Source organism: Luteimonas sp. YGD11-2 (assembly GCF_004118975.1).
In the GTDB taxonomy this organism is placed as follows: domain Bacteria; phylum Pseudomonadota; class Gammaproteobacteria; order Xanthomonadales; family Xanthomonadaceae; genus Luteimonas; species Luteimonas muca.
The window spans coordinates 1,074,675-1,095,104 of the sequence record NZ_CP035376.1; the positions used below are offsets into that span (position 1 = coordinate 1,074,675).

Annotated in this window: 19 protein-coding genes and 1 pseudogene; 17 read left to right on the top strand and 3 right to left on the bottom strand. The window is 68.3% G+C overall.

Annotated elements, in window-relative coordinates:
• Nucleotides 1-14: 14 nt before the first annotated feature.
• The 9 genes from ERL55_RS04900 to ERL55_RS04945 all read left to right on the top strand — a co-directional run bounded on the left by ERL55_RS04900 (nucleotide 15) and on the right by ERL55_RS04945 (nucleotide 11,253).
• Nucleotides 15-1,496 carry a class I SAM-dependent DNA methyltransferase gene (locus ERL55_RS04900; RefSeq protein ID WP_129135433.1) on the top strand — a complete coding sequence of 494 codons (1,482 nt, stop codon included), beginning with the start codon at nucleotides 15-17 and terminating at the stop codon, nucleotides 1,494-1,496.
• Nucleotides 1,493-2,689: a restriction endonuclease subunit S gene (locus ERL55_RS04905; RefSeq protein WP_129135434.1), complete on the top strand. Its 1,197-nt coding sequence runs from the start codon at nucleotides 1,493-1,495 to the stop codon at nucleotides 2,687-2,689. Before ERL55_RS04900 ends, ERL55_RS04905 begins: the two co-directional genes overlap by 4 nt.
• Before the next feature lie 3 nt (nucleotides 2,690-2,692).
• Nucleotides 2,693-2,986, top strand: coding sequence for a hypothetical protein (locus ERL55_RS04910; protein ID WP_129135435.1), 294 nt, complete (start codon nucleotides 2,693-2,695; stop codon nucleotides 2,984-2,986).
• Nucleotides 2,987-3,163: 177 nt separating this feature from the next.
• Nucleotides 3,164-4,357: an ATP-binding protein gene (locus ERL55_RS04915; RefSeq protein ID WP_129135436.1), complete on the top strand. Its 1,194-nt coding sequence runs from the start codon at nucleotides 3,164-3,166 to the stop codon at nucleotides 4,355-4,357.
• A gap of 52 nt (nucleotides 4,358-4,409) precedes the next feature.
• Nucleotides 4,410-7,874 (top strand): DEAD/DEAH box helicase family protein, encoded by a 3,465-nt coding sequence (locus ERL55_RS04920; protein WP_129135437.1) that lies wholly within the window; start codon nucleotides 4,410-4,412, stop codon nucleotides 7,872-7,874.
• Nucleotides 7,875-8,192: 318 nt separating this feature from the next.
• Nucleotides 8,193-8,687: a sulfur transferase domain-containing protein gene (locus ERL55_RS04925; protein ID WP_129135438.1), complete on the top strand. Its 495-nt coding sequence runs from the start codon at nucleotides 8,193-8,195 to the stop codon at nucleotides 8,685-8,687.
• Nucleotides 8,688-8,773: 86 nt separating this feature from the next.
• Nucleotides 8,774-9,745, top strand: coding sequence for a PAAR domain-containing protein (locus ERL55_RS04930; protein WP_129135439.1), 972 nt, complete (start codon nucleotides 8,774-8,776; stop codon nucleotides 9,743-9,745).
• Entirely contained in the window at nucleotides 9,742-10,245 is a 504-nt protein-coding gene (locus ERL55_RS04935; RefSeq protein ID WP_129135440.1) for a hypothetical protein, read from the top strand. The genes ERL55_RS04930 and ERL55_RS04935 overlap by 4 nt, the downstream gene beginning before the upstream one ends.
• A gap of 81 nt (nucleotides 10,246-10,326) precedes the next feature.
• Entirely contained in the window at nucleotides 10,327-11,253 is a 927-nt protein-coding gene (locus ERL55_RS04945; protein WP_206733366.1) for a hypothetical protein, read from the top strand.
• Between the two features lie 120 nt (nucleotides 11,254-11,373).
• Here ERL55_RS04945 and ERL55_RS04950 read toward each other — a convergent pair whose 3' ends face one another.
• On the bottom strand, nucleotides 11,374-11,730 hold the full coding sequence (locus ERL55_RS04950) for a four-helix bundle copper-binding protein (RefSeq protein ID WP_129135442.1): 357 nt from the start codon (nucleotides 11,728-11,730) through the stop codon (nucleotides 11,374-11,376).
• 207 nt (nucleotides 11,731-11,937) lie between these two features.
• Here ERL55_RS04950 and ERL55_RS15105 point away from each other — a divergent pair, with 207 nt between their 5' ends.
• Both ERL55_RS15105 and ygiD read left to right on the top strand, forming a co-directional pair.
• Complete coding sequence (locus ERL55_RS15105; protein WP_241685843.1) at nucleotides 11,938-12,252, top strand: hypothetical protein; 315 nt, start codon at nucleotides 11,938-11,940, stop codon at nucleotides 12,250-12,252.
• A gap of 91 nt (nucleotides 12,253-12,343) precedes the next feature.
• On the top strand, nucleotides 12,344-13,207 hold the full coding sequence (gene ygiD, locus ERL55_RS04960; RefSeq protein WP_241685844.1) for a 4,5-DOPA dioxygenase extradiol: 864 nt from the start codon (nucleotides 12,344-12,346) through the stop codon (nucleotides 13,205-13,207).
• A gap of 9 nt (nucleotides 13,208-13,216) precedes the next feature.
• Here the strand turns inward: ygiD and ERL55_RS04965 are convergent, their stop codons facing one another.
• Both ERL55_RS04965 and ERL55_RS04970 read right to left on the bottom strand, forming a co-directional pair.
• Nucleotides 13,217-13,807 carry a cytochrome b/b6 domain-containing protein gene (locus ERL55_RS04965; RefSeq protein WP_129135443.1) on the bottom strand — a complete coding sequence of 197 codons (591 nt, stop codon included), beginning with the start codon at nucleotides 13,805-13,807 and terminating at the stop codon, nucleotides 13,217-13,219.
• Nucleotides 13,804-14,817, bottom strand: coding sequence for a catalase family peroxidase (locus ERL55_RS04970; protein ID WP_241685845.1), 1,014 nt, complete (start codon nucleotides 14,815-14,817; stop codon nucleotides 13,804-13,806). The genes ERL55_RS04965 and ERL55_RS04970 overlap by 4 nt, the downstream gene beginning before the upstream one ends.
• A gap of 235 nt (nucleotides 14,818-15,052) precedes the next feature.
• Here ERL55_RS04970 and ERL55_RS04975 point away from each other — a divergent pair, with 235 nt between their 5' ends.
• The 6 genes and pseudogenes from ERL55_RS04975 to ERL55_RS05000 all read left to right on the top strand — a co-directional run bounded on the left by ERL55_RS04975 (nucleotide 15,053) and on the right by ERL55_RS05000 (nucleotide 20,336).
• Nucleotides 15,053-15,316, top strand: a complete 264-nt coding sequence (locus tag ERL55_RS04975) for a hypothetical protein (RefSeq protein WP_129135445.1) — start codon at nucleotides 15,053-15,055, stop codon at nucleotides 15,314-15,316.
• Between the two features lie 196 nt (nucleotides 15,317-15,512).
• Nucleotides 15,513-16,700 (top strand): annotated as a pseudogene (locus ERL55_RS15110) (erythromycin esterase family protein); the annotation flags it as partial.
• Between the two features lie 611 nt (nucleotides 16,701-17,311).
• The gene (locus ERL55_RS15025) at nucleotides 17,312-17,905 is read left to right on the top strand and encodes a DUF2254 family protein (RefSeq protein ID WP_241685846.1); all 594 of its coding nucleotides are present in this window, start codon (nucleotides 17,312-17,314) and stop codon (nucleotides 17,903-17,905) included.
• A 66-nt stretch (nucleotides 17,906-17,971) separates the two neighbouring features.
• The gene (locus ERL55_RS04990; protein WP_129135446.1) at nucleotides 17,972-18,523 is read left to right on the top strand and encodes a DUF2058 domain-containing protein; all 552 of its coding nucleotides are present in this window, start codon (nucleotides 17,972-17,974) and stop codon (nucleotides 18,521-18,523) included.
• A gap of 140 nt (nucleotides 18,524-18,663) precedes the next feature.
• Entirely contained in the window at nucleotides 18,664-19,431 is a 768-nt protein-coding gene (locus ERL55_RS04995; RefSeq protein ID WP_129135447.1) for a histidine phosphatase family protein, read from the top strand.
• On the top strand, nucleotides 19,428-20,336 hold the full coding sequence (locus tag ERL55_RS05000) for an NAD(P)H-hydrate dehydratase (protein ID WP_129135448.1): 909 nt from the start codon (nucleotides 19,428-19,430) through the stop codon (nucleotides 20,334-20,336). The genes ERL55_RS04995 and ERL55_RS05000 overlap by 4 nt, the downstream gene beginning before the upstream one ends.
• Nucleotides 20,337-20,430 lie beyond the last annotated feature (94 nt).

A 20,430-nucleotide genomic window follows, 5' to 3' on the forward strand; every position in this document is an offset into this window, starting at 1 on the left:
AAGAAGCACACGCAATGATCACAGGCACCATCAAATCCCAGGTCGACCGCATCTGGGACGCTTTCTGGAGCGGCGGCATCTCCAACCCCATGGAGGTCATCGAGCAGATGACCTACCTGCTCTTCATCAAGCGGCTGGACGAGCTGCACACGGTGCAGGAGAAGAAGGCCAACCGCCTCAAGCGCCCGATCGAGCGGCCGGTCTTCGACCCCGGCCAGCAGCACCTGCGCTGGTCGAACTTCCGCCAGTTGGGCGACCCGGCCGAGCTGTACCGGGTGGTGGCCGAGGAGGTCTTCCCCTTCATCAAGAACCTGGGCGGCGCGGAGGACTCCACCTACGCCACCCATATGAAGGATGCGCGCTTCACCATCCCCACGCCGGCGCTGCTGGCCCGGGTGGTGGACATGCTCGACGCCATCCCCATGGACGACCGCGACACCAAGGGCGACCTGTACGAGTACATGCTCGGCAAGATCGCCTCGGCCGGGCAGAACGGGCAGTTCCGCACCCCGCGGCACATCATCAAGCTGATGGTGGAGATGATGGCGCCCAGGCCGTCTGACACCATTTGCGACCCGGCCTGCGGCACCGCCGGCTTCCTGGTCGCCGCCAGCGAATACCTCAGCGAGCACCACGGCCAGGAGATCTACGCAACGCCCGAGGCCGCGCGCCGCTTCAACCACGACACCTTCCACGGCTTCGACTTCGACAGCACCATGCTGCGGGTCGGCTCGATGAACATGCTGCTGCACGGGGTGGAGAACCCCGCCATCGAGAACCGGGACAGCCTCAGCGAAGGCCACGCCGGCGTGGCCGGGCAGTTCAGCCTGATCCTGGCCAACCCGCCGTTCGCCGGCTCGCTGGATTACGAGAGCACCGCCAAGGACCTGCAGCAGATCGTCAAGACGAAGAAGACCGAACTGCTGTTCCTGGCCCTGTTCCTGCGCCTGCTCAAGCCCGGCGGCCGCGCCGCGGTGATCGTGCCTGACGGCGTGCTGTTCGGCTCATCCAAGGCGCACAAGACACTGCGGCGGATGCTGGTGGAGGATCAGAAGCTCGACGGCATCGTCTCCATGCCCTCGGGCGTGTTCCGCCCCTATGCCGGCGTGTCGACCGCAATCCTGCTGTTCACCAAGACCGACTCGGGCGGCACCGACAACGTCTGGTTCTACGACATGCAGGCCGACGGATACTCGCTGGACGACAAGCGCAACCCGCTGGATGCGGCGAAGCATGAGAGCAACAACCTGCCGGACATCCTGGCGCGCTGGCGCAACCGTGATCGCGAGGCGGGCCGCGCGCGCACCGAGCCGAGCTTTCTGGTGCCGAAGGACGAGATCGCCGGCAACGACTACGACCTGTCGATCAACCGCTACAAGGAAGTGGTGTACGAAGAGGTCGAGTACGACCCGCCACAGAAGATCCTTGCCGAGCTGAGGGAGCTGGAGACAGAGATCATGCGGGGAATGGAGGAGTTGGAGGGGATGCTGAAGTGACGGTCGCGACTGCTACGCTCTACGAAGTCGCAGATATCAATCCGCGCTTTGATCGAGCTGAGTTCTCCAATCTGGCGGAAGTCGTCACCTTCGTTCCGATGGCGAAAGTATCCGAAGTGTCGGGTGCGATCACCACAGAAGAACACCGCCCGGTCGGTGAGCTGCTTAAGGGCTTTACACCGTTTTCCGACCGGGATGTTCTGGTTGCGAAGATCACGCCGTGTTTCGAGAATGGAAAGATTGCTCACGCAAGAATCAGTAAACGCGCGGGGTTTAGCTCCACCGAGTTCCATGTCGTTCGTGCTGATACGGAGCGGCTTGATGATCGATATCTATTCCATTTCTTGCGGCAGCCCCTGATCCGCGTTCGTGGTGAGAAGCGGATGACCGGCAGTGGCGGTCAACGCCGCGTGCCGAAGGCATTCTTGGAAAGTTTGAAGGTGCCGCTTCCGCCGCTTGCGGAACAGCGCCGCATCGCGGCGATCCTGGACAACGCCAACGCGCTGCGCGCCAAGCGCCGCGAAGCCATCGCCAAGCTCGACCAGCTGTTGCAGTGCGTTTTTATCGACATGTTCGGCGACCCGGTGACGAACCCGAAAGGCTTGTCTGAATTATCGCTCGGCGAGCTTGTAAGCAGCACCAAGATTGGTCTGGTTCGCTCAGCCAATGAGTTCGGTGAAGATTTTGATATTCCCTACGTACGGATGGATGCGGTATCTGCCGATGGCAAATTCCTGCCAGACAAGGTCAAGAAGACTAGCGCCAGCGAATCGGAGATGAGTGATTACGCGTTGGAGCCTGGCGACTTCCTTTTCAACACGCGTAACTCCAAGGAACTTGTTGGCAAGACATGCGTTTATAACGGGCCGCCGGGCTGGACGTTCAACAATAACCTGATGCGTATCAGGTTCAAGGAAGGGGTTGCATCTTCTGTGATTGCTATGCAATTCCAGTTCGGGCGCGTCAAGCGGGAACTCGAAAAGCGCAAGTCCGGGACCACGAGTGTCTATGCTGTTTATTGGCGGGAGTTGCAGTCACTTCCACTTTTGTTGCCACCAGCTAGCCAACAGCAAAAGTTCGCCGCCATCAAAGCGAAGATCGAAGCCCACAGGCGCGCCCTGCAACGCCACGGGACCCAATTCGACGATCTCTTCGCCGGCGTCCGACAACGCGCCTTTGCCGGCACGCTTTAGCTCATGCCCGCCTACCAGCCGCCCTTCCAGCTCACCCACCGCATGACCGCGCTCGTCGCGGACATCGCCGAACGGCTGGGCGCCTGGAAGGCGGCCAACCGCGGCGCGTTGCTGCCGGAGCTGCGCCGCGGCAACCGCATCCGCTCGCTGCAGGCTTCGCTGGCGATCGAGCAGAACACGCTGAGCGTGGAGCAGGTCACCGCGGTGCCAGCCTGCAAGCCGGTGCTGGTCTCGCCGAAGGTGATCAAGGGTCCGCTGACTGCGGTGGCTCGCTCGAGGCCATCCGCGACAGCCTGAGAGGCTGTAGCCAACAAACACGGGTGGAAATGCAGGTAGAAGCGCGGGTGGAACCAGGGTCCGGCGGCGGTGACATTCGCCGGCGACGTGGCATGACAGTGGACGGGCTGATTTGAGTAATATTACGATTCTTAGGGGGGATTTGTAATCCGCATAAAGTGCCTATAGACTCTCCCCATGGACCCGATCTCCAATCCCTACACCCCGGGTGCAGGCACCCAACCACCGGAACTCGCTGGCCGGGATGAACTGCTGGAAGCCGTCCGCATCGCAAGCGAGCGCGTGCGCGCCGGCCGTCATGCCAAGAGTGTGCTGATGATCGGCTTGCGCGGTGTCGGCAAGACCGTGCTGCTCGACCGGATGCGTCGGAATGCAGAGGCTGCGGGCATGGAGACGGTGCGCGTGGAGGCGCCGGAGGGCCGGTCGCTGCCGGCAATGCTGGCACCGCAACTCCGACAGGCCCTGCTGCGCCTGTCGAGGAAGGAGCAGGCAAAGGAACTGGCACTGCGAGGGTTGCGGGCACTTGCCGGCTTCGCCAAGGCCCTCAAGGTGAAGTTCGCGGACATCGAAGTCGGCATCGATCTGGAGCCCGAGCCGGGGCTGGCCGATAACGGTGATCTTGAACACGACCTGCAGGCACTGCTCGAGGCCGCGGGAGCGGCCGCCGGTGCCGCCGGTAGCGCGCTGGTCCTGTTTGTCGATGAACTGCAGTACGTGCCCGAGGAGCAGCTGGCTTCGCTGATCACCGCGCTGCACCGGTGTGCCCAGCAACAGGTGCCGGTCATGCTGGTCGGCGCCGGCCTGCCGCAGCTGCCGGGGCAGATGGGCCGGGCCAAGTCGTATGCGGAACGCCTGTTCGATTTCCCGTTCGTAGGCCCGCTGGACGATGACGCGGCGCGCGCCGCGCTGGAGGTGCCGGCGGCCGAGTTGGGTGTGCGCTACGAACCGGAGGCGACGGCGCGCGTGCTGGCGGCGACGGAGGGCTACCCCTACTTCCTGCAGGAGTGGGGAAAGCACGCCTGGGATGTCGCCGAAGCGCCGCCGATCGACTCGCAGGATGTCGAGATCGCGTCGCGCGAAGCGACTGCGGCGTTGGACGAGAGCTTCTTCCGGGTGCGCTTTGATCGCCTCACTCCGGCCGAGAAGCGCTACTTGCGCGCAATGGCCGAGTTGGGCCCGGGGCCACATCGCTCGGGCGATATCGCTGCAGTGCTGGGGCGAAAGGTCACGGCACTGGGTCCCACGCGCAACCAGCTGATTGCCAAGGGCATGGTCTGGAGCCCCAGTCACGGCGATACTGCGTTTACGGTGCCGATGTTCGACAGCTTCATGCGGCGGATCATGCCGGGGGATGATTGGCGGACCGCGTAGTGGGATTGAGCGCCCGCGCTGGACACAAGGCGCGAAAGCGGTGGGGGACGCAATGACCAACTTCGATTTCTTGCAAGCCGAGTTCAAGCCGCTCTACGAACCGGCGCGCGGCGCCGAACAACTGGTTTACTCCGACCCGCGTGCCTGCTGCATGCGCACCCGGCATGCGCTGGAGCAGGCGGTGCACTGGCTGTACCAGCACGACCTCACCCTGCGGATGCCGTACGACAACGGCCTTGGCGTGCTGCTGACCCAGCCCGAGCTCGAGCGGCTGCTGCCCCCGCATATCCATCAGAAGACCCGGCTGATCCAGAAGCTGGGCAACCAGGCAGTGCACGGCACCGGCCGGATCGGCCCCGGTGATGCGATGCGGCTGGTGCGGGAGCTGTTCCATGTGCTGTTCTGGCTGGCGCGCACCTACACCCGCGGCAGCGACCCGAAGAGCCTGGAGGCGACCTTTGACGAGAAGCGGGTGCCGCACCTGGTCCGCGCAGACGAGGCGGTGGCCTTCACCCGGGAGGAGCTGGAAAAGCAGGAAGCGAAGTTCCGCGCGCAGATCGAGGCGCAGCACGCCGAGATCGAAGCACGCGAGGCGCGCATCGCCGAAACCAGTGCCAGCCTGGCCGAGCGCGAAGCGGCGCTGGCCGACCTGGACGCCCAGCTGGCACAGGCCCGCGCCCAGCTCGCCGAGGCCAAGGCCGCGAACCTGGCGGTGCCCGACACGCACGACTACCGCGAGGCCGACACACGCCGCTTCCTGATCGACGTGCTGCTGCGCGAGGCGGGCTGGGAAGTCGGCCGCGATGCTTCCGCCGAGGTGCCGGTCACCAGCATGCCCAACCAGAAAGGCGAGGGCTTCGTTGACTACGTGCTGTGGGGCCGCGACGGCAAGCCGCTGGCCGTGGTGGAGGCCAAGCGCAGCCTCGTCGACCCCGACGTGGGCCGTCAGCAGGCCAGGCTCTATGCTGATTGCCTGGAGAAGGAGAAGGGCCAGCGGCCGCTGATCTTCTACACCAATGGCCACCGCACCTGGCTGTGGGACGACCGCCGCGCGCCACCGCGCGAGGTGCAGGGCTTCTACACCCGCGACGAACTGGAGCTGGCGATCCAGCGCCGCAGCCTGCAGCAGGACCTGAAGGGCCTGCCGGTGAACCGCGAGATCGCCGGGCGCGAGTACCAGATCCGCGCCATCCGCTCGATGGCCGAGGCCTTAGCGTCCGGGCGTCGCGCCGGTCTGCTGACCATGGCCACCGGCACCGGCAAGACCCGCATGTCGATCGCCCTGGTCGAGCTGCTGATGCGTGCCAACTGGGTGAAGCGGGTGCTGTTCCTGGCCGACCGGGTGGCGCTGGTGAACCAGGCTGTCAGTGCCTTCAAGACGCACCTGCCTGGTTCCAGTCCGGTGAACCTGGTAACGGAGAAGGACGGGCAGGGGCGCGTCTACCTGTCCACCTACCCCACGATGATGGGCCTGATCGAGCAAATGGAAGGCGACCGCCGCCGCTACGGCGTCGGTCACTTCGACCTGGTGATCATCGACGAGGCCCACCGCAGCGTGTACCAGAAGTACGGCGCGATCTTCCGCTACTTCGACAGCTATCTCGTCGGCCTGACCGCCACCCCGCGCGACGAGGTGGACCGCGACACCTACCACCTGTTCGGGTTGGAGACCGGCGTCCCCACCGATGCCTACGGGCTCGAAGAGGCGGTGGCCGATGGCTACCTGGTGCCGCCGCGGGCGCAGTCGGTGCCGATCCGGTTCGTGCGCGAAGGCATCCGCTACGACGAGCTCAGCGAGGCCGAGAAGGAACACTGGGAGTCGCTGGATTGGGGCGACCGGGACGAGGCACCCGACGAGATCCACGCCTCCGAGGTCAACAAGCAGCTGTTCAACGAAAGCACCATCGACCTGATGCTCAAACACCTGATGGAGCATGGACTGAAGGTGGACGGCGGCGACCGGCTGGGCAAGACCATCATCTTCGCGGTGAACCAGCGCCACGCCGAGTTCATCGCCAGGCGCTTCGACCACCACTACCCGCAGTACAAGGGCGAGTTCGCGCGGGTGATCACCCATTCGGTGAAGTACGCGCAGAGCCTGGTCGACGCTTTCAGCCAGACAGGCAAGCTGCCGCAGATCGCGATCTCGGTCGACATGATGGACACCGGTATCGACGTGCCGGAGGTCGTGAACCTGATGTTCTTCAAGGCGGTGCGCTCGAAGGTGAAGTTCCTGCAGATGATCGGCCGAGGCACCCGCCTTTGCCCGGACCTGTTCGGTCCGGGGCAGGACAAGACCGAGTTCCTGATCTTCGATTTCTGCCAGAACTTCGAGTACTTCAACGAGCACCCGGCAGGTGCCGCGTCGCCGCTGAGCGAGCCGTTGGGGAAGCGGCTGTTCAAGAAGCGGCTGGAGTTGTTATCGCTGCTACCTGTTGAGGAGAAGGAGGCGACAACGAAGGCAGCAGACGGTCACGCCGACTATTCCGCGCTGACACAGCTGCGCCAGGACCTGGTCGACGGCTTGCATGGCGAGGTCGCGGCCATGAACCAGGACAACTTCATTGTCCGCACCGAGCTTGAGCACGTATTCCGTTTTGCTAAGCGCGAGCGCTGGGAGACGCTTGCCGAGACCGATCTGGTGGAACTGCGCGAGCATGTGGCCGGCCTGCCTAGCGAGCTGGAGCACGGGCACATCACTGCCCGCCTGTTCGACCTGGCCTGCCTCAACCTGCAGATCGCCCTGGTCAACGCGACCGCAGACTTTCTCACCTGGCGCGACAAGGTCATCGAGATCGCCAGCAATCTGGAAGGCAAGGACGCCATTCCTGCAGTCAAGGCTCAGCTGCCGCTGATCCAGGAACTGCAGACGGAGACCTTCTGGCAGGACATCACGCTGCCGATGATCGAGAACGTGCGCCGCAGGATCCGTGGGCTGGTGCAGTTCGTGGACAAGACGTCCAGCACGCCGGTGTACACCGCGTTGGACGACGAGATCGGCGAGGGTAGCGAGGTGACGCTGACCAGTTTCAGCGCCGGCATCAACCTGGCGCAGTACAAGCGCAAGGTCGAAGCCTACATCCGTGCCAACGAGAACCATGTCGCTATCGCCAAGCTCCGCCACAACAAGCCACTGACACCCATCGATCTGGAGGAGCTGGAGCGGTTCGTGTACGGAGCGGAAGTCGTGGGTGGGCGGGAGACGTTCGAAAAGTACTATGGCGACGAGCGGCCGCTGGCGGTGTTCATCCGCTCGCTGGTGGGATTGGACCGCAATGCCGCCAAGGAAGCGTTCGCGCAGTTCCTCGACGCGAACCGCTATGGCGCGCAGCAAATCAGGTTCGTGGAGATGATCATCGACCGGCTGACCCATAGCGGCGTGATCGAACCCGCCCAAATGTACGAACCGCCGTTTACGGCTATCCATTACGAAGGCGTGGATGGCGCGTTTGGCGATGCCGACGCAGAGGCGATTTTCCAGATCGTGTCGGCCATCAACTTGCGTGCGGCCGCGTAGGGAAGGCGCTCGGAGATCGACGTGCCAGTAACAACGCAGTCGATGATCGTGCAAGCGAACTCCGAGTTTCGACGATCTGGTGGGCGCGTGTTTTGCGTTGCCAGCGCAGTGCGCTGGATCTGACGCCGCGTCGTCGACGTCACGGGCCTGGGCATGCATCATCAGCGCCTAGCGTGTGCAAGGGTTCTCGAAGTATCTATGTCCGTACTGCCTGCTCAACTGAAGTTGGTCGCCGCACTGATCGCCTTGGCTCCTGCGTTTTCCGCTGGAGCGGCCGCGCGGAGTGCACCTGCGGCAACCACGCAAAAGAGCACGACCATGCAATCCCCGGTACTCGAACGCTTCGCCACCCCCGTCGACGGCATCCACAGTGGTGGCCGGATCAGTGCCGACGATCTGCCGGCGCTGCGCGCGGCGGGCATCCGCCATGTGATCAACCTGGCGCCGACGGCGGAGACGCCCGGCTTCGACGAGGCGGGGGCGGTGCGGGCGGCGGGGATGCGCTACGACACCCTGCCCATTGCCGGCGCGGGTGATCTGGACCGCGAGGCGGTGGTGGCCTTCGACCGGCTGCTGCGGGCGGCCGACGGGCCGACGCTGGTGCATTGCGCCAGCGGCAACCGGGTGGGCGCGCTGGCGGCGCTGCGTGCGGCGTGGCTGCACGGTGCCGACGAGGAGGCCGCCGTGGAGGAAGGGCGGCGCTGGGGCCTGCGCGGGCTGGAAGGCGAGGTGCGTGGGCGACTGGCGCGCGAGCGCTGCGTGGCCGATGCGCGCGACGCTGACGGCGCGGCGCGCTGCGACGCCGCGGGCTGAGTTGGTGCATGTGGGAAGGTTGACAGTCATGACACCCGCCGCAGCGCTGTGTAGATTCAGGGCCTGAATGGATGCGGGAGACAAGGATGTCGACACTTTGGATCGTCGTTGGCGATACGACCACGAACGGGGGCGCCGTGATCGCGGGTTCCCCTTTCACGGATGTGCACGGCAAGCCCGTCGCCAGGATAGGTGACGCTGTCGTGTGCGGCCTGCACGGGCCGACATCCATTGCATCGGGCGACAGCACTCCGATCATCGACGGCGCACCTGTGGCGCGCCACGGTGACAAGTGCGCCTGCGGGTGCTCACTGTTGGCAGTAAGACAGATGTCGACCTCAGTGGAATCCGCGCCATCGTTTGCCCGCCGGGCTGATGCATCTGCGGTGGGCACTGCCACCGCTGCAGTGATGGGTGCAGTTGCACGAGCCAAGCAGGAGCAGGAGGAGCACACAGCTGCGGTTGGGTTCGATGGGCGAAGGACTGCTGCCGGCGTCGTAGATCCGTCCAAGGCCCGGGACGCCGTGCGCGACGCCAATACGGCGCTCCGCGAAGCTGGGGCCTACCGGTCCTATGACACGGAACTCGAGGCAGCGCACGCCTGGAGGCAGCACGTGCTGCCCGTGGCGGACAAACACGGTGTAGAGATCGGTGCCCTGATCACCCGAGATGCCTCGGGGCAGTACCACCTGGGGCCTGCGTTCTCGAACGGCGCTTACGACAACGTCAACGGCCTCCTCGAGAATGGCCAGCAGGTCGCCGGTACAACCACCGCCTACATCCACACGCATCCCTACCCAGGCGGTTGGGTGGGTGCTGACCGGTCGTTCGCGTTCGGTGAGGAACCGGACATCACCCGAAGTGGTCTCCTGGGTGGGACCAACATGGGACCGGACGTCGCTGGCGATCTCGTGTCCGCCTACAGTGAGCAGCTCAACGCATACATCGCCGACAGTGCCGGCCTGCACCAGTTCGATTACAGGCGATACGTGGAACTGCAGCGCCAAAACGCTGGCGGCGTGCGCCTGGGCGACGCTTTCAGGAGCCTGGGACCATGAAGTTGGTCGTGCTCGCGGGCTTGCTCGCCCTGGTTGCCTGCGGTGGTCCGGTGGCGGGTGTGGACGCTGTCGCGCCAGCTTCGACCCATGGCCCCGTAACCGAGGAGCCCCGCTACTGCACCCAGGCAGGCGGCTTCGAAGTACCGCTGTGCAGATACGAACTTCGGGAACTCGCCGGGATTCACGACGACGTGGCTGTCGAGGTTCGGGGATACCTGAAACGCGGGCCAGGGGGCGTGCTTTCTGTTGCTCCGTCACCAGACGGTTCCGGTGCCGTGCCGATCACGCAGATCAATCCAGAGCATGCAGAAGGCTGGTATCTCGATGCAGTCGAGGGCCGTCTGGTGGCCGTTCGCGGTCACTACCGCCACGAACAGAGAGCTCTGGACGTGCTGTCGCTGCGCTGGGTGCAGGAGGAGGGGAGGGAGCCCCCGTCGTTCCCGCCACCTGCACAACGGGGGCGGCCGTCAGCCAGACCCATCGATCCCGCCCAGCCCTGATGTGAGGTGGTGCGAACTGGCCGCGCCACGCCACATGCGCTGCTATATGAGGCGGATATCGCTGCCTGATCCACGTGCAGCGTGGCAGTGACGACCGGCCCGACGGGCGTGCTCAGGCCGCCATTTACCGCCCTTTGCTCGCAGTCGTGTGCGCTGGCGTCGGCGCAGCGCTGCATGGCGGGAGTCGTCCTCGGCAGCGCGGCGCAGCTGTCGACTCAGGACAGGAAATCCACCAGCAATTTGCGCTTGTCGACCGGCAGCTTGCGGAAAGCGGCGAGCAGGCTGGCCTCCTTGTCGCTGAGGCGCCGCGAGGTGGGAGGCGGCTCGCCGGCGCCCAGCTGGAACTGCAGCCAGTTCCGGCTGAAGAAACTGCGGCAGCACATGGAATTCCTCTCGCAGCTGGCGGAACCGCGCACGGCGGACGAGGAACGCGAGTCGGCGCCCGAGGTGAGCGTGGGCGAGGTGGCGATCTGCCTGGAACTGCTGGCCGAGCAGGTGTCCATCGTGCTGGACGAGGTGTCGTGGCCGGCACGGCTGCAGGCGGCGAAGGCAACGCCTAAGGCGGCTGCGAAAGAGGACGAAGACGACGACGAAGAAGACGAGAACGAGGACGAACGCGAGCAGGCCATGGCAGCGCAGGCTGCACCCATGGACGGGGCGCCCGATGCCGAGGCCCGCCCTCGTTACACCTTCGGCATCACCCTCTCGCAGGTGGATGCGCTGGCCCGCCTGATCCAGGCGGTGTCCGCGCATGGCGACGTGGTGGCCGTGGGGCCGCTGGACGATCTGGCCGACGGCACGCTGCCGCAATTGGGGCAGGCAATCTGCGATGCCGCCGATGCGCTGCGCGCCATCCTCGACCAGGTGGAGGACCAGGGGCTCGCCGCGCCCGCGCGGCCCGGCGTCGCCGAGGCGCGCGCGGCGTACTGCGTCGGCCCTCTAGATGGCACCGCGGGCCGCGGCTGGCGCGCGGGGCCGGGCGGCATCGGCATCGCATCGGTGCACTGATATCCGCTGGCAGGCGCGGGTCGGCCGGTGGCCCCGGCAGGCGGCGGCCCGCTCCTGCTGGCTCCCGGCTCCGGCGCTGTTGGCTTTGATCGAACAGCGCGGAGCGGCCGGCCCGGCGGCTCAGGCCGCCATTTCCTCGCAGTGGCGTGCGCACTCGGCGCAGGCATCGGCGCAGCGCTGCATGGCGGGGTCGTCCTTGGCCATCGCGGCGCAGCTTTCGGCGCAGGCGCGGCAGATCGCGGCGCAGGCAGCGCAGGTGTGCACGTGCACGTCGGCGCCGCGCAGCATGGTGTCGGCGCTGGTCCTGCAGATATCGGCGCAGGCCATCATCAGCGTCATGTGCGCGTGTTCCACGTGCCGGCCGCCCTGGCGCAGGCAGTGGGCGATGGTCTCCAGGCAGATGGCGTGGCACTCGGTGCAGGCCTGGATGCAGTCGTCGAGATGGCCGGACTGCGCGGTGTCGTGGTCGTGATGCATCGGGCTTCTCCCGTCGGTGCGTGGCCCGACCATGCATGCAGGCCCGTGGACGTGCCGTCGCCATGCGGCGGGTACCCAGCGGATGCGGTGCGGGGCGGCCCCGGGGCGGGGGCATGGTGATCCCGGGTGACGGGGGCTGCCGTCGGCCCGGCAGTCCGGCACGCGGCTTGCGGGGGGAGGGCGTCGATCCACCCTCCGAGTAACCGCATGTCGCACACCGCGCAGTCCACTGTCATCGCCGGGCCCTGGACGGGCCGGCCCCATGCACCGGCCACCCGCACGCCGGAGCGTCGTCGCGCCGCCCCGTCGGCCGATGCCGCGCGCCTGCGCGACGGCCTGGCGCAGGCACAGCGCGTCACCCTGGAAGCGCTGGAGATCTTCGGCTGGCGCCTGGCCTTCGTCCGCCGTCCGCTGTTCCAGGCGCCGATCCCGGTGCTGTTCGACCAGCAGGGCACACGCCACGTGGTGATCCTCGAAGACGGCACCCTGGACGAACACCCGGTGCTGAAACTGCGGAACTGACCGCCCTGCGGCGCCATGCCGCGGCGGGGTGATCGCGCGGCGGAAACCCCCTGCGGCCTAGACTGCGGGCTCCGCCACCCGGAGAGCCCCCATGGCCCGTGACCCGCAGATGCCAGCCGCCTTCCTAGGCCACGGCAGCCCGATGAACGCGCTCGAACGCAATCGCTTCACCGATGCCTGGCGCGTGTTCGGGGCGTCGGTGCCGCGGCCGCGGGCGATCCTTGTGGTGTCGGCGCACTGGTACATCAACGCCACGGCGGTCACGGCGATGCGGCGGCCGCGCACCATCCATGACTTCTACGGCTTTCCGCAGCCGCTGTTCGACGTGCAGTACCCGGCGCCGGGGCTGCCGGAGATGGCGGACGAAGTCGCCGAGGTGGCGAAGCCGGACTACGTCGGCGCCGACCACGACGGCTGGGGCCTGGACCACGGCACCTGGTCGGTGCTGGTGCATGCGTTCCCGGATGCCGATATCCCGGTGGTGCAGCTCTCCATCAATGCGCAGAAGCCGGCGGAATGGCACGTGGCGATGGGCGCCAGGCTCGCCGCGTTGCGCGAGAGCGGGGTGCTGCTGGTCGGCAGCGGCAACGTGGTGCACAACCTGCGCGCGATGGACTGGAAGCAGCCGGACGCCGCGTTCGACTGGAACACGCGCTTCGACACCGACGCCCGCCAGCTGCTGGCCGAGCGCCCGGGTGATGCGGCGGCGCTGGTGGGCCATCGCGATTACGAAATCTCCGCGCCCACGCCGGAGCACTTCCTGCCGGTGCTGTACCTGGCCGGCTTTGCCGCCGCCACCGGCGTGGGTGCCGGCGTGCTGGTGGAAGGCCCGGCCTACGGCTCGTTGTCGATGACCAGCTATACCGCCGGCCCCGACTGCCCGCCGCCCACGCCCGACGGCCCCGGCGCCGCACCGGTGAGCACGCGGCTGCCGCCGGAGGACAGCAATATCTGAGGCGGGCGGTCAGGGGGCGACGGTGCCTTCGCTCGTGGCCACGTCGGTGATCGGGGGCGCCGCAGCTTCGGCCGGCCGGCGTCGGCCAAAGGCCATGTGGTCGAACACGCCATCGCGTCGTACCCAGGCGTGGTGCAGCGCGGCGCCCGCGTGCACCAGCACCAACGCCAGCAGGCCGTAGGCCAGCCAGGCATGCAGTTCGCGCAGCAGGCCGTAGCGAGCCAGGTCGGCGTCCATCACTGTGGGCAGCACGAATCCACCCACCCGCACCGGCAGCCCGGCGGCCCCGTGCATAGCCCAGCCGGTGAGCGGCAGCGCCAGCATCAGCGCGTACAGCGCCCAGTGGCTGGCGCGGGCCAGGGCGCGCTGCAGGACGGGGATGCTTCGTGGCAAGGGCGGGGCATGGAAGCGCAGGCGGTTGGCCAGGCGCACCAGCACCAGCACCAGTGCCAGCACGCCGAACGCCTTGTGCAGCTGGATGGCCGGCGTGGTCCAGGGCTGCCAGCGATCCACCATGGTCACGCCCAGGCTCAGTTGGGACAGCAGCAGCGCCGCCATCGCCCAGTGCATCAGGCGTGCGGAAAGCGGGTAGCGGGTCATGGCGCGCCCTCCAACAGGGTCTCGCGCGCGCGCCGGCGCAGGCTTTCGGCATAGGCGGCGCGCCGTGCATGCAGGACGGGGTCGGCTGACGGCTCGATGCCTTCCGGCAGCACCAGCGGGTCGAAGTTGAGGCCGTTGCAGTCGCCGCCCTGCTGCGCGCGCGCGTGGGTGAGTTCGACGGTGCCTGCATCCACGGTGCGGCGGGTGTCCGGCCACGGCCGCGAGCCGTCATCGACCGGGTCGCCGGGTTCGGCCAGTTGCAGGCGCAGAGTCCAACGCAGCGGGCCGTCGGCCAGGCGCTGTTGGAACTCGCGGCTCAGCGCGTCATCGGTATGCGGGCCGTCGCCCAGCGGTGCGAACGCGGCCTCCGGCACCATCGCCCAGCGCACCGGCTGGCGCTGGCCATCCGCATCGACCAGCACGAAGGCGTTGATGCCGTGGTAGCGCGTGTTCGCCCAGCTGTCGCTGGCCTCGTAGCTGGCCTGCCAGGCGCGGAAGGCGGCGCTCTCGGGATGCGCCTCGTAGAACGCCGCGACGCGCGCGGGGTCCGGCTTGCCGTTGGCGGGGTCGGGCGCCATCGCGCGCAGCTGGTCGTGGAAAGCCTCGGGCGTGCCCACCGCCAGCACCGGCGGGGTGTTCATCGCCATCCGCCATTGCTGGCCGTCGGCCTGGTTGATCGCCAGCGCCATGCTGCGCACGCCGGCACTGGCCTCGGGTGCAACCGGGCTGCCGCCACCGATCGACAACCGGCCAAGCACCGGAGACTCACCCTCGAACAACGGCGCCGACGACAGCGCCGTGGCGTCGCCGGAGGCGATGAATCGGCCGGACACGCACAGCCCGCGGGCGTGCGCGCGACGGAAGCCGGCGTGCATTGCCTCGCCACCACCCTGCATGGTGTCGACAATCGAGCTGGCCCGGTGCTCACCACCGGTGCCGAACGCGCCGCGCAGCGCGGCAATCCCGGCGGCTGCTGCAACCACCAGGAGAAGGATGATGGCGGTGCGCAATGTGCGGCTGCGCGCTGGGAGCGGATCACCGGAGGACGGCGTGGGCGGGCGGGACGGCATGGGGCGTCTGCGTCAGAAAAGGAGGGGCGCGCACGGCCATCATGACCCAGCGGACCGGAGTGCGCGGTGTGCACGCCGTGACAAAGCGGCCAGCGCCGGTGACCTGCGCCGCTGCCCCGCCTTCATGCCCCTGCGCGTAGCGTGGTTGCCCCATCCACGCAGGCAGGAGAACGAGATGGCCAACAACGATCGCGAAGGTGGCGTGCCGCCCAAGGGCGGGCACGCAAGTGCCAACGATGAAACCGTGACCCCTGGCGGCCATGCCCAGCGCAAGGGCGAAGGCGCCAGTGCGGACGAGCAGCTCCGCGATGCCGGACAGGGCGGCGGCGCCCGCTCCGACGCCGACCGCAACGTGGCCGATGTGGACCGTGACGGCAGCGGCGGCGACAGCGGCACGCGACAGCAGGGCGGTGGTGCCGAAGGCGAGGGGATGGGCTGAGGCCCATGCCTGCTGGCCGGCGCATGGCCGCATGGCCGACGTGCGGTGATCCGGTCACCGCACGTCCCGCGGTAATTTCGCTCCGCTTCCATTCGGCCCGGCCTGGCGTCGGCGATCCACCGTCACGCAGGAGCACGCCATGACCCGCGGACACAGGGCCCCGGTCGGGGAGGACGCATCGGCGCTGGCCGCGGCGATGGAGCCGCTGCCGGACGATTTCGACGACGCCTTCGGCGCCGCCTTCGACCGCTACGCCGACCGTCGCGTGGTGCTGCTGGGCGAGGCCAGCCACGGCACCTCGGAGTTCTATCGCGCGCGTGCGGCGATCACCCGCCGGCTGGTCGAGCGCCACGGCTTCGGCATCGTCGCCGTGGAGGCGGACTGGCCCGATGCGGCGGCGGTCAACCGCCACGTGCGCGGGCTGCCGCAGCGTGAGGGCCAGCCGCCGGTATTCCAGCGCTTCCCGACCTGGATGTGGCGCAATGCGGAAGTCGCCGAGCTGGTCGGCTGGTTGCGCGCGCGCAACGCAGGGCTTCCCGAGGCGGAGCGTGCCGGCTTCTACGGGCTCGACATGTACAGCCTGGGCGCCTCGATCGAGGCGGTGCTCGCGTATCTGGATGACATCGACCCGGAAGCGGCGGCCGAGGCGCGCAAGCGCTACGGCTGCCTGACGCCCTGGCAGCAGGACCCGGCGGGCTATGGCCACGCGGTGACGGCGCGGGGCTATCGCGGCTGCGAGGACGCCGTGGTGCGCCAGTGCCGCGAGCTGCTCTCGCGCAGGCACGACGCTGCCGATGGTGATGACGGCGCCGCGGCCAGCGAGGACCTCCTCGATGCCGCCCAGAACGCGCGGCTGGTGGCCTCGGCCGAACGCTACTACCGCACCATGTACTACGGCGGCGCGGAAAGCTGGAACCTGCGCGACACCCACATGTTCGAGACCCTCTGCCAGTTGCTGGAGTCACGGCCCGGCGCACGCGCGGTGGTCTGGGCGCACAACTCGCATATCGGCAACGCGCGCGCGACGGAGATGGGCCGTTCGCGTGGCGAGCTCAACATCGGCCAGCTGTGCCGCGAGCGTTTCGGCGACGACTGCGCGCTGGTCGGCTTCGGCACCCACGAGGGCGAGGTGGCGGCCGCCGACGACTGGGGCGACGACATGGAGGTGATGCGCGTGCGGCCCTCGCTTGCCGGCAGCGTGGAGCAGCTGTTCCACGACACCGGCATCGCGCGTGGGCTGCTGGACCTCGAGGCGGCGCGCCGCGATTCCACGCTGCGTCGCGTGCTGGGCGAGGAACGGCTGGAGCGCTTTATCGGCGTGGTCTACCGGCCGGCGACCGAGCGGTACAGCCATTACGCCGGCGTGTCGCTGCTGGAGCAGTTCGATTGTGTGGTTCGACCGCACCACCGCGGTGACCCCGCTGGGCGCGCAGCACCCCGCCGCCGGACCACCCGAGACCTGGCCGACCGGGCTGTAGCGCGGCCCGGGTGCTTCCGCAGGAACGGGCGCGTCCGGCTGATGTACGCGCCGGACACCGTGCACGCGCCGTCGGCTGCAGCATGCAGCCCGCGTGGGGGCGGCTTCGCACGGCCTCGACCACGACATCGCGACCTTCGGCCGCCTGACAGGAGGCGGGATGGGCAAGCGCATTTCAAGCGGCACGGTGAGCCGGCTGGCGATCAGCCTGCGTTCGAGCTTCTGGTTCCTGCCGGCAATGATGGTCTCGGCGGCGATCGCGCTGGCGCTGGCGCTGGTGGCGCTGGACCGTGCGCTGGGCACGGCGCCCGCCGAACGCCTGCCGTGGCTGTTCACGCTGGACGCCGATGGCGCGCGCGAAGTGCTGGCGACCATTGCCGGCTCGATGATCACCGTGGCCGGCGTGGTGTTCTCCATCACCATCGCCGCGCTGGCGCAGGCGGCCACGCAGTACACCTCGCGCGTGCTGCGCAACTTCATGCGCGACCGCGGCGCGCGCGCACGACGTGGTGGTGCGCATGGATGCCAAGGTCGGCGAGTTCGCCGCACCCGACCGCCGCCTCGCAAGCATCGGCGCCACCCGCGAGCCCGATGCACGGGCGATGCGCGACCTGGCCTGCCTGTTCGCGGTGGATTCCTACCGCACCATCGACCAGGACGTGGCCTTCGGCATCCGCCAGCTGGTGGACGTGGCGCTGAAGGCGCTGTCGCCGGCGATCAACGACTCCACCAGTGCGGTCACCAGCCTCGACTACATCTCCCTGTTGCTGCGGCGGCTGGCGGTGCGGCGGATCGAGCCGCGGCCGCTGTACGACGGCGACACGCTGCGCGTGCTGCCGGCGGGGCCGTCGTTTGAGCGTCTGGTGGCGCTGGCATTCGAACAGATCCTGGAGAACGCCGAAGGCAACACCACGGTGCTGCTGCGGATGCTGCGCGCGGTCGACCAGGTGCATGGCGTGACCCGCTCGCCTGCGCGGCGACAGGTGCTCGAGGACATGCGCGCGGTGGTGGCGGAGGTGGCGCGCGGCACCGCGCGCAACAGCCGGGCACGGCGGCTGCTGGAGACGCAGCTGAAGGGCCCGGCCTCCGACGAGGACACCGGCGGCGCCTGAATCCACGGCGCGTGGCGGTGGCGCCGCTATCATGTGCGGCACTCCTCGCCTGCAAACGGTGCGCCCATGGCCAAGGCCAATCCCCTCCAGGAACAGCTGCTCAAGGCCGGCCTGGTGAAGAAGTCGAAAGTGGCCGAGGTGGCCCGCGAGCAGGCGAAGGCGCGCATCGGCAAGGCCGCGCCCACCGCGGCCGATGTCGCGCGCGATGCCCAGCGCGCACGCGAGGAGAAGGCCGACCGCGACCGCGCGCTGGAGGCCGAGCGCAAGGCGGCGGCGCGGGTTGCCGAACTGCGCGCGCAGGCGCGGCAGATCATCCGCGACAAGAAGGTGCCGCGCGCTGGCGAAAGCGAATACCGCTTCACCGCCGACGGCGCGATCCGCACCCTGCTGGTCAACGACGACCTCCGCAAGAAGCTGGCATCCGGCGCGCTGGTGATCGCCAACGGCGGCGATGGCTATGAGCTGCTGCCGCGCGCCGCTGCCGACAAGGTGCGCGAGCGCGACGCCGCGATGATCGTGCTCGACCACGGGCAGGACGCAGGCGCGACGGCGGAGGCGAGCTCGGAGGACGATGCGTACTACGCCCAGTTCCAGGTGCCGGACGATCTGATCTGGTAGCCGGATTCGCGTTGCTTTGACGCCTGTCTGGCGAGTCTGGGCCGCACCACTCGATCGGGGCGGCGCATGCACACGCGGACCAGTACGACGACAGCCGATACGCGCGCGGCCGACCTGGCTGCACGTGGGGGCGACTGCTGATGGCGCGTCTTCGCCATAGCGACTGGCCGGACCGCCTGTGGATCGTCCGCCACGGCCAGAGTGCCGGCAACGTCGCGCGCGATCTCGCGGAGGCCGGCGATTCCCACCTGATCGACATCGATACGCGCGATGCGGACACGCCGCTGTCGGACCTCGGTCACCGCCAGGCGCGTGCGCTGGGCGAGTGGTTCGCCGACATGCCGCACAACCGGCGGCCCAACGTGCTGCTGACCTCGCCGTTCGTGCGGGCGCAGCAGACGGTGCACGCGGTCGCCGATGCACTGGGCATCGACCACGACGAGATCGGCGTGGACGAGCGCCTGCGCGAGAAGGAGTTCGGGGTACTCGACCGCTATACCGTGGCCGGCATCCGCGCGACGTTCCCCGACCTTGCGGAGCAGCGCTCGCTGGTCGGCAAGTTCTATTTCCGCCCACCGGGTGGCGAGAGCTGGTGCGACGTGATCCTGCGCCTGCGCAGCGTGGTGGAGGTGCTGCGCCGCGACCACGTGGGCGATCGCGTGCTGATCGTCGGCCACCAGGTCATCGTCAACTGCTTCCGCTATCTGCTCGAATGCATGGACGAGAAGCAGATCCTCGACATCGACCGGCAGAACGACGTGCCCAACTGTTCGGTGACCGAGTACGCCATCGAGCGCGACCGGCCGGATGCGCGCTTTGAACTGCAGGTGGCCAACTTCGCGTTGCCGCTGGAAGAGGCCGGTGAACCGGTGACGGCGGACGCGGACGTGCCGGTCGGGCCGCGATGAGCGCGCAACGCGCGGGCCGTGCGGAAGGTTCGGCCGCGCGCAGGATCACGCCCGCGCTGCTGAAGGCCTGGCCGCTGCCGGACCCGGGTGGCGGCAGCAGCAAGGAGGATCGCGGCCGCGTGCTGGTGGTCGGCGGCAGCCGGCAGCTGCCCGGCGCGGTGCTGCTGACCGGCATCGCGGCGCTGCGCGCAGGCGCCGGCAAGCTGCAGGTGGCCACGGTGGCCGATGCGGCGATGTCCTTGGTGATGTCGCTGCCGGAGGCGCGCGTGATCGGGCTGCCGGGTGGGCGCACGGGCGCGATCCGCGATCTCGATGCCGATGCCACCCGTTCGGTGCAAAACGCGGACGCGGTGGTGGTGGGGCCGGGCATGGAACGCAGCACGGCCACGCAGCGCGTCGCCAGGGCCGTCATCGCCGATGCACGCGCCACCATCGTGCTCGATGCCGGCGCGCTGGATGCCTCGACGGTGGCCGCGTTCCGGCGCCGACGCAGCACCGGCGTGGCCATGGTGATGACGCCGCATGTCGGCGAGATGGCCAGCCTGCTCGAGACCGATGAGGACACCGTCAGGGCCAACGCGGAAGCGATCGCCCGCGAATACGCACGGGCCTGGAACGTGGTGCTGGTGCTGAAAGGCCCGACCACGTGGATCGCAGCGCCCGATGGCCGCCTGTGGGTCAACACCGCCGGCAGCGTGGGGCTCGGCACCTCCGGCTCCGGCGACGTGCTCGCCGGCGTGATCGCGGGCCTGGCCGCGCGCGGTGCGGGCGCGGAGCAGGCGGCGGTGTGGGGCGTGTCGCTGCATGCGCGCGCCGGTGCGCGGCTGACGCGCCGGCATGGCCAGGTCGGTTTCCTCGCCCGCGAGATCAGCGGCGAGATCCCGGCGCTGATGCACGGGCTGTAGCGGTGCGTGGGCAGGCCCCTGGCAGCGGATTGTGCGAGGCGTTGGGCGGTCAGCGTCGGGTGGGATGCCGCGTATCGCACGCGAGCGCGCTCCC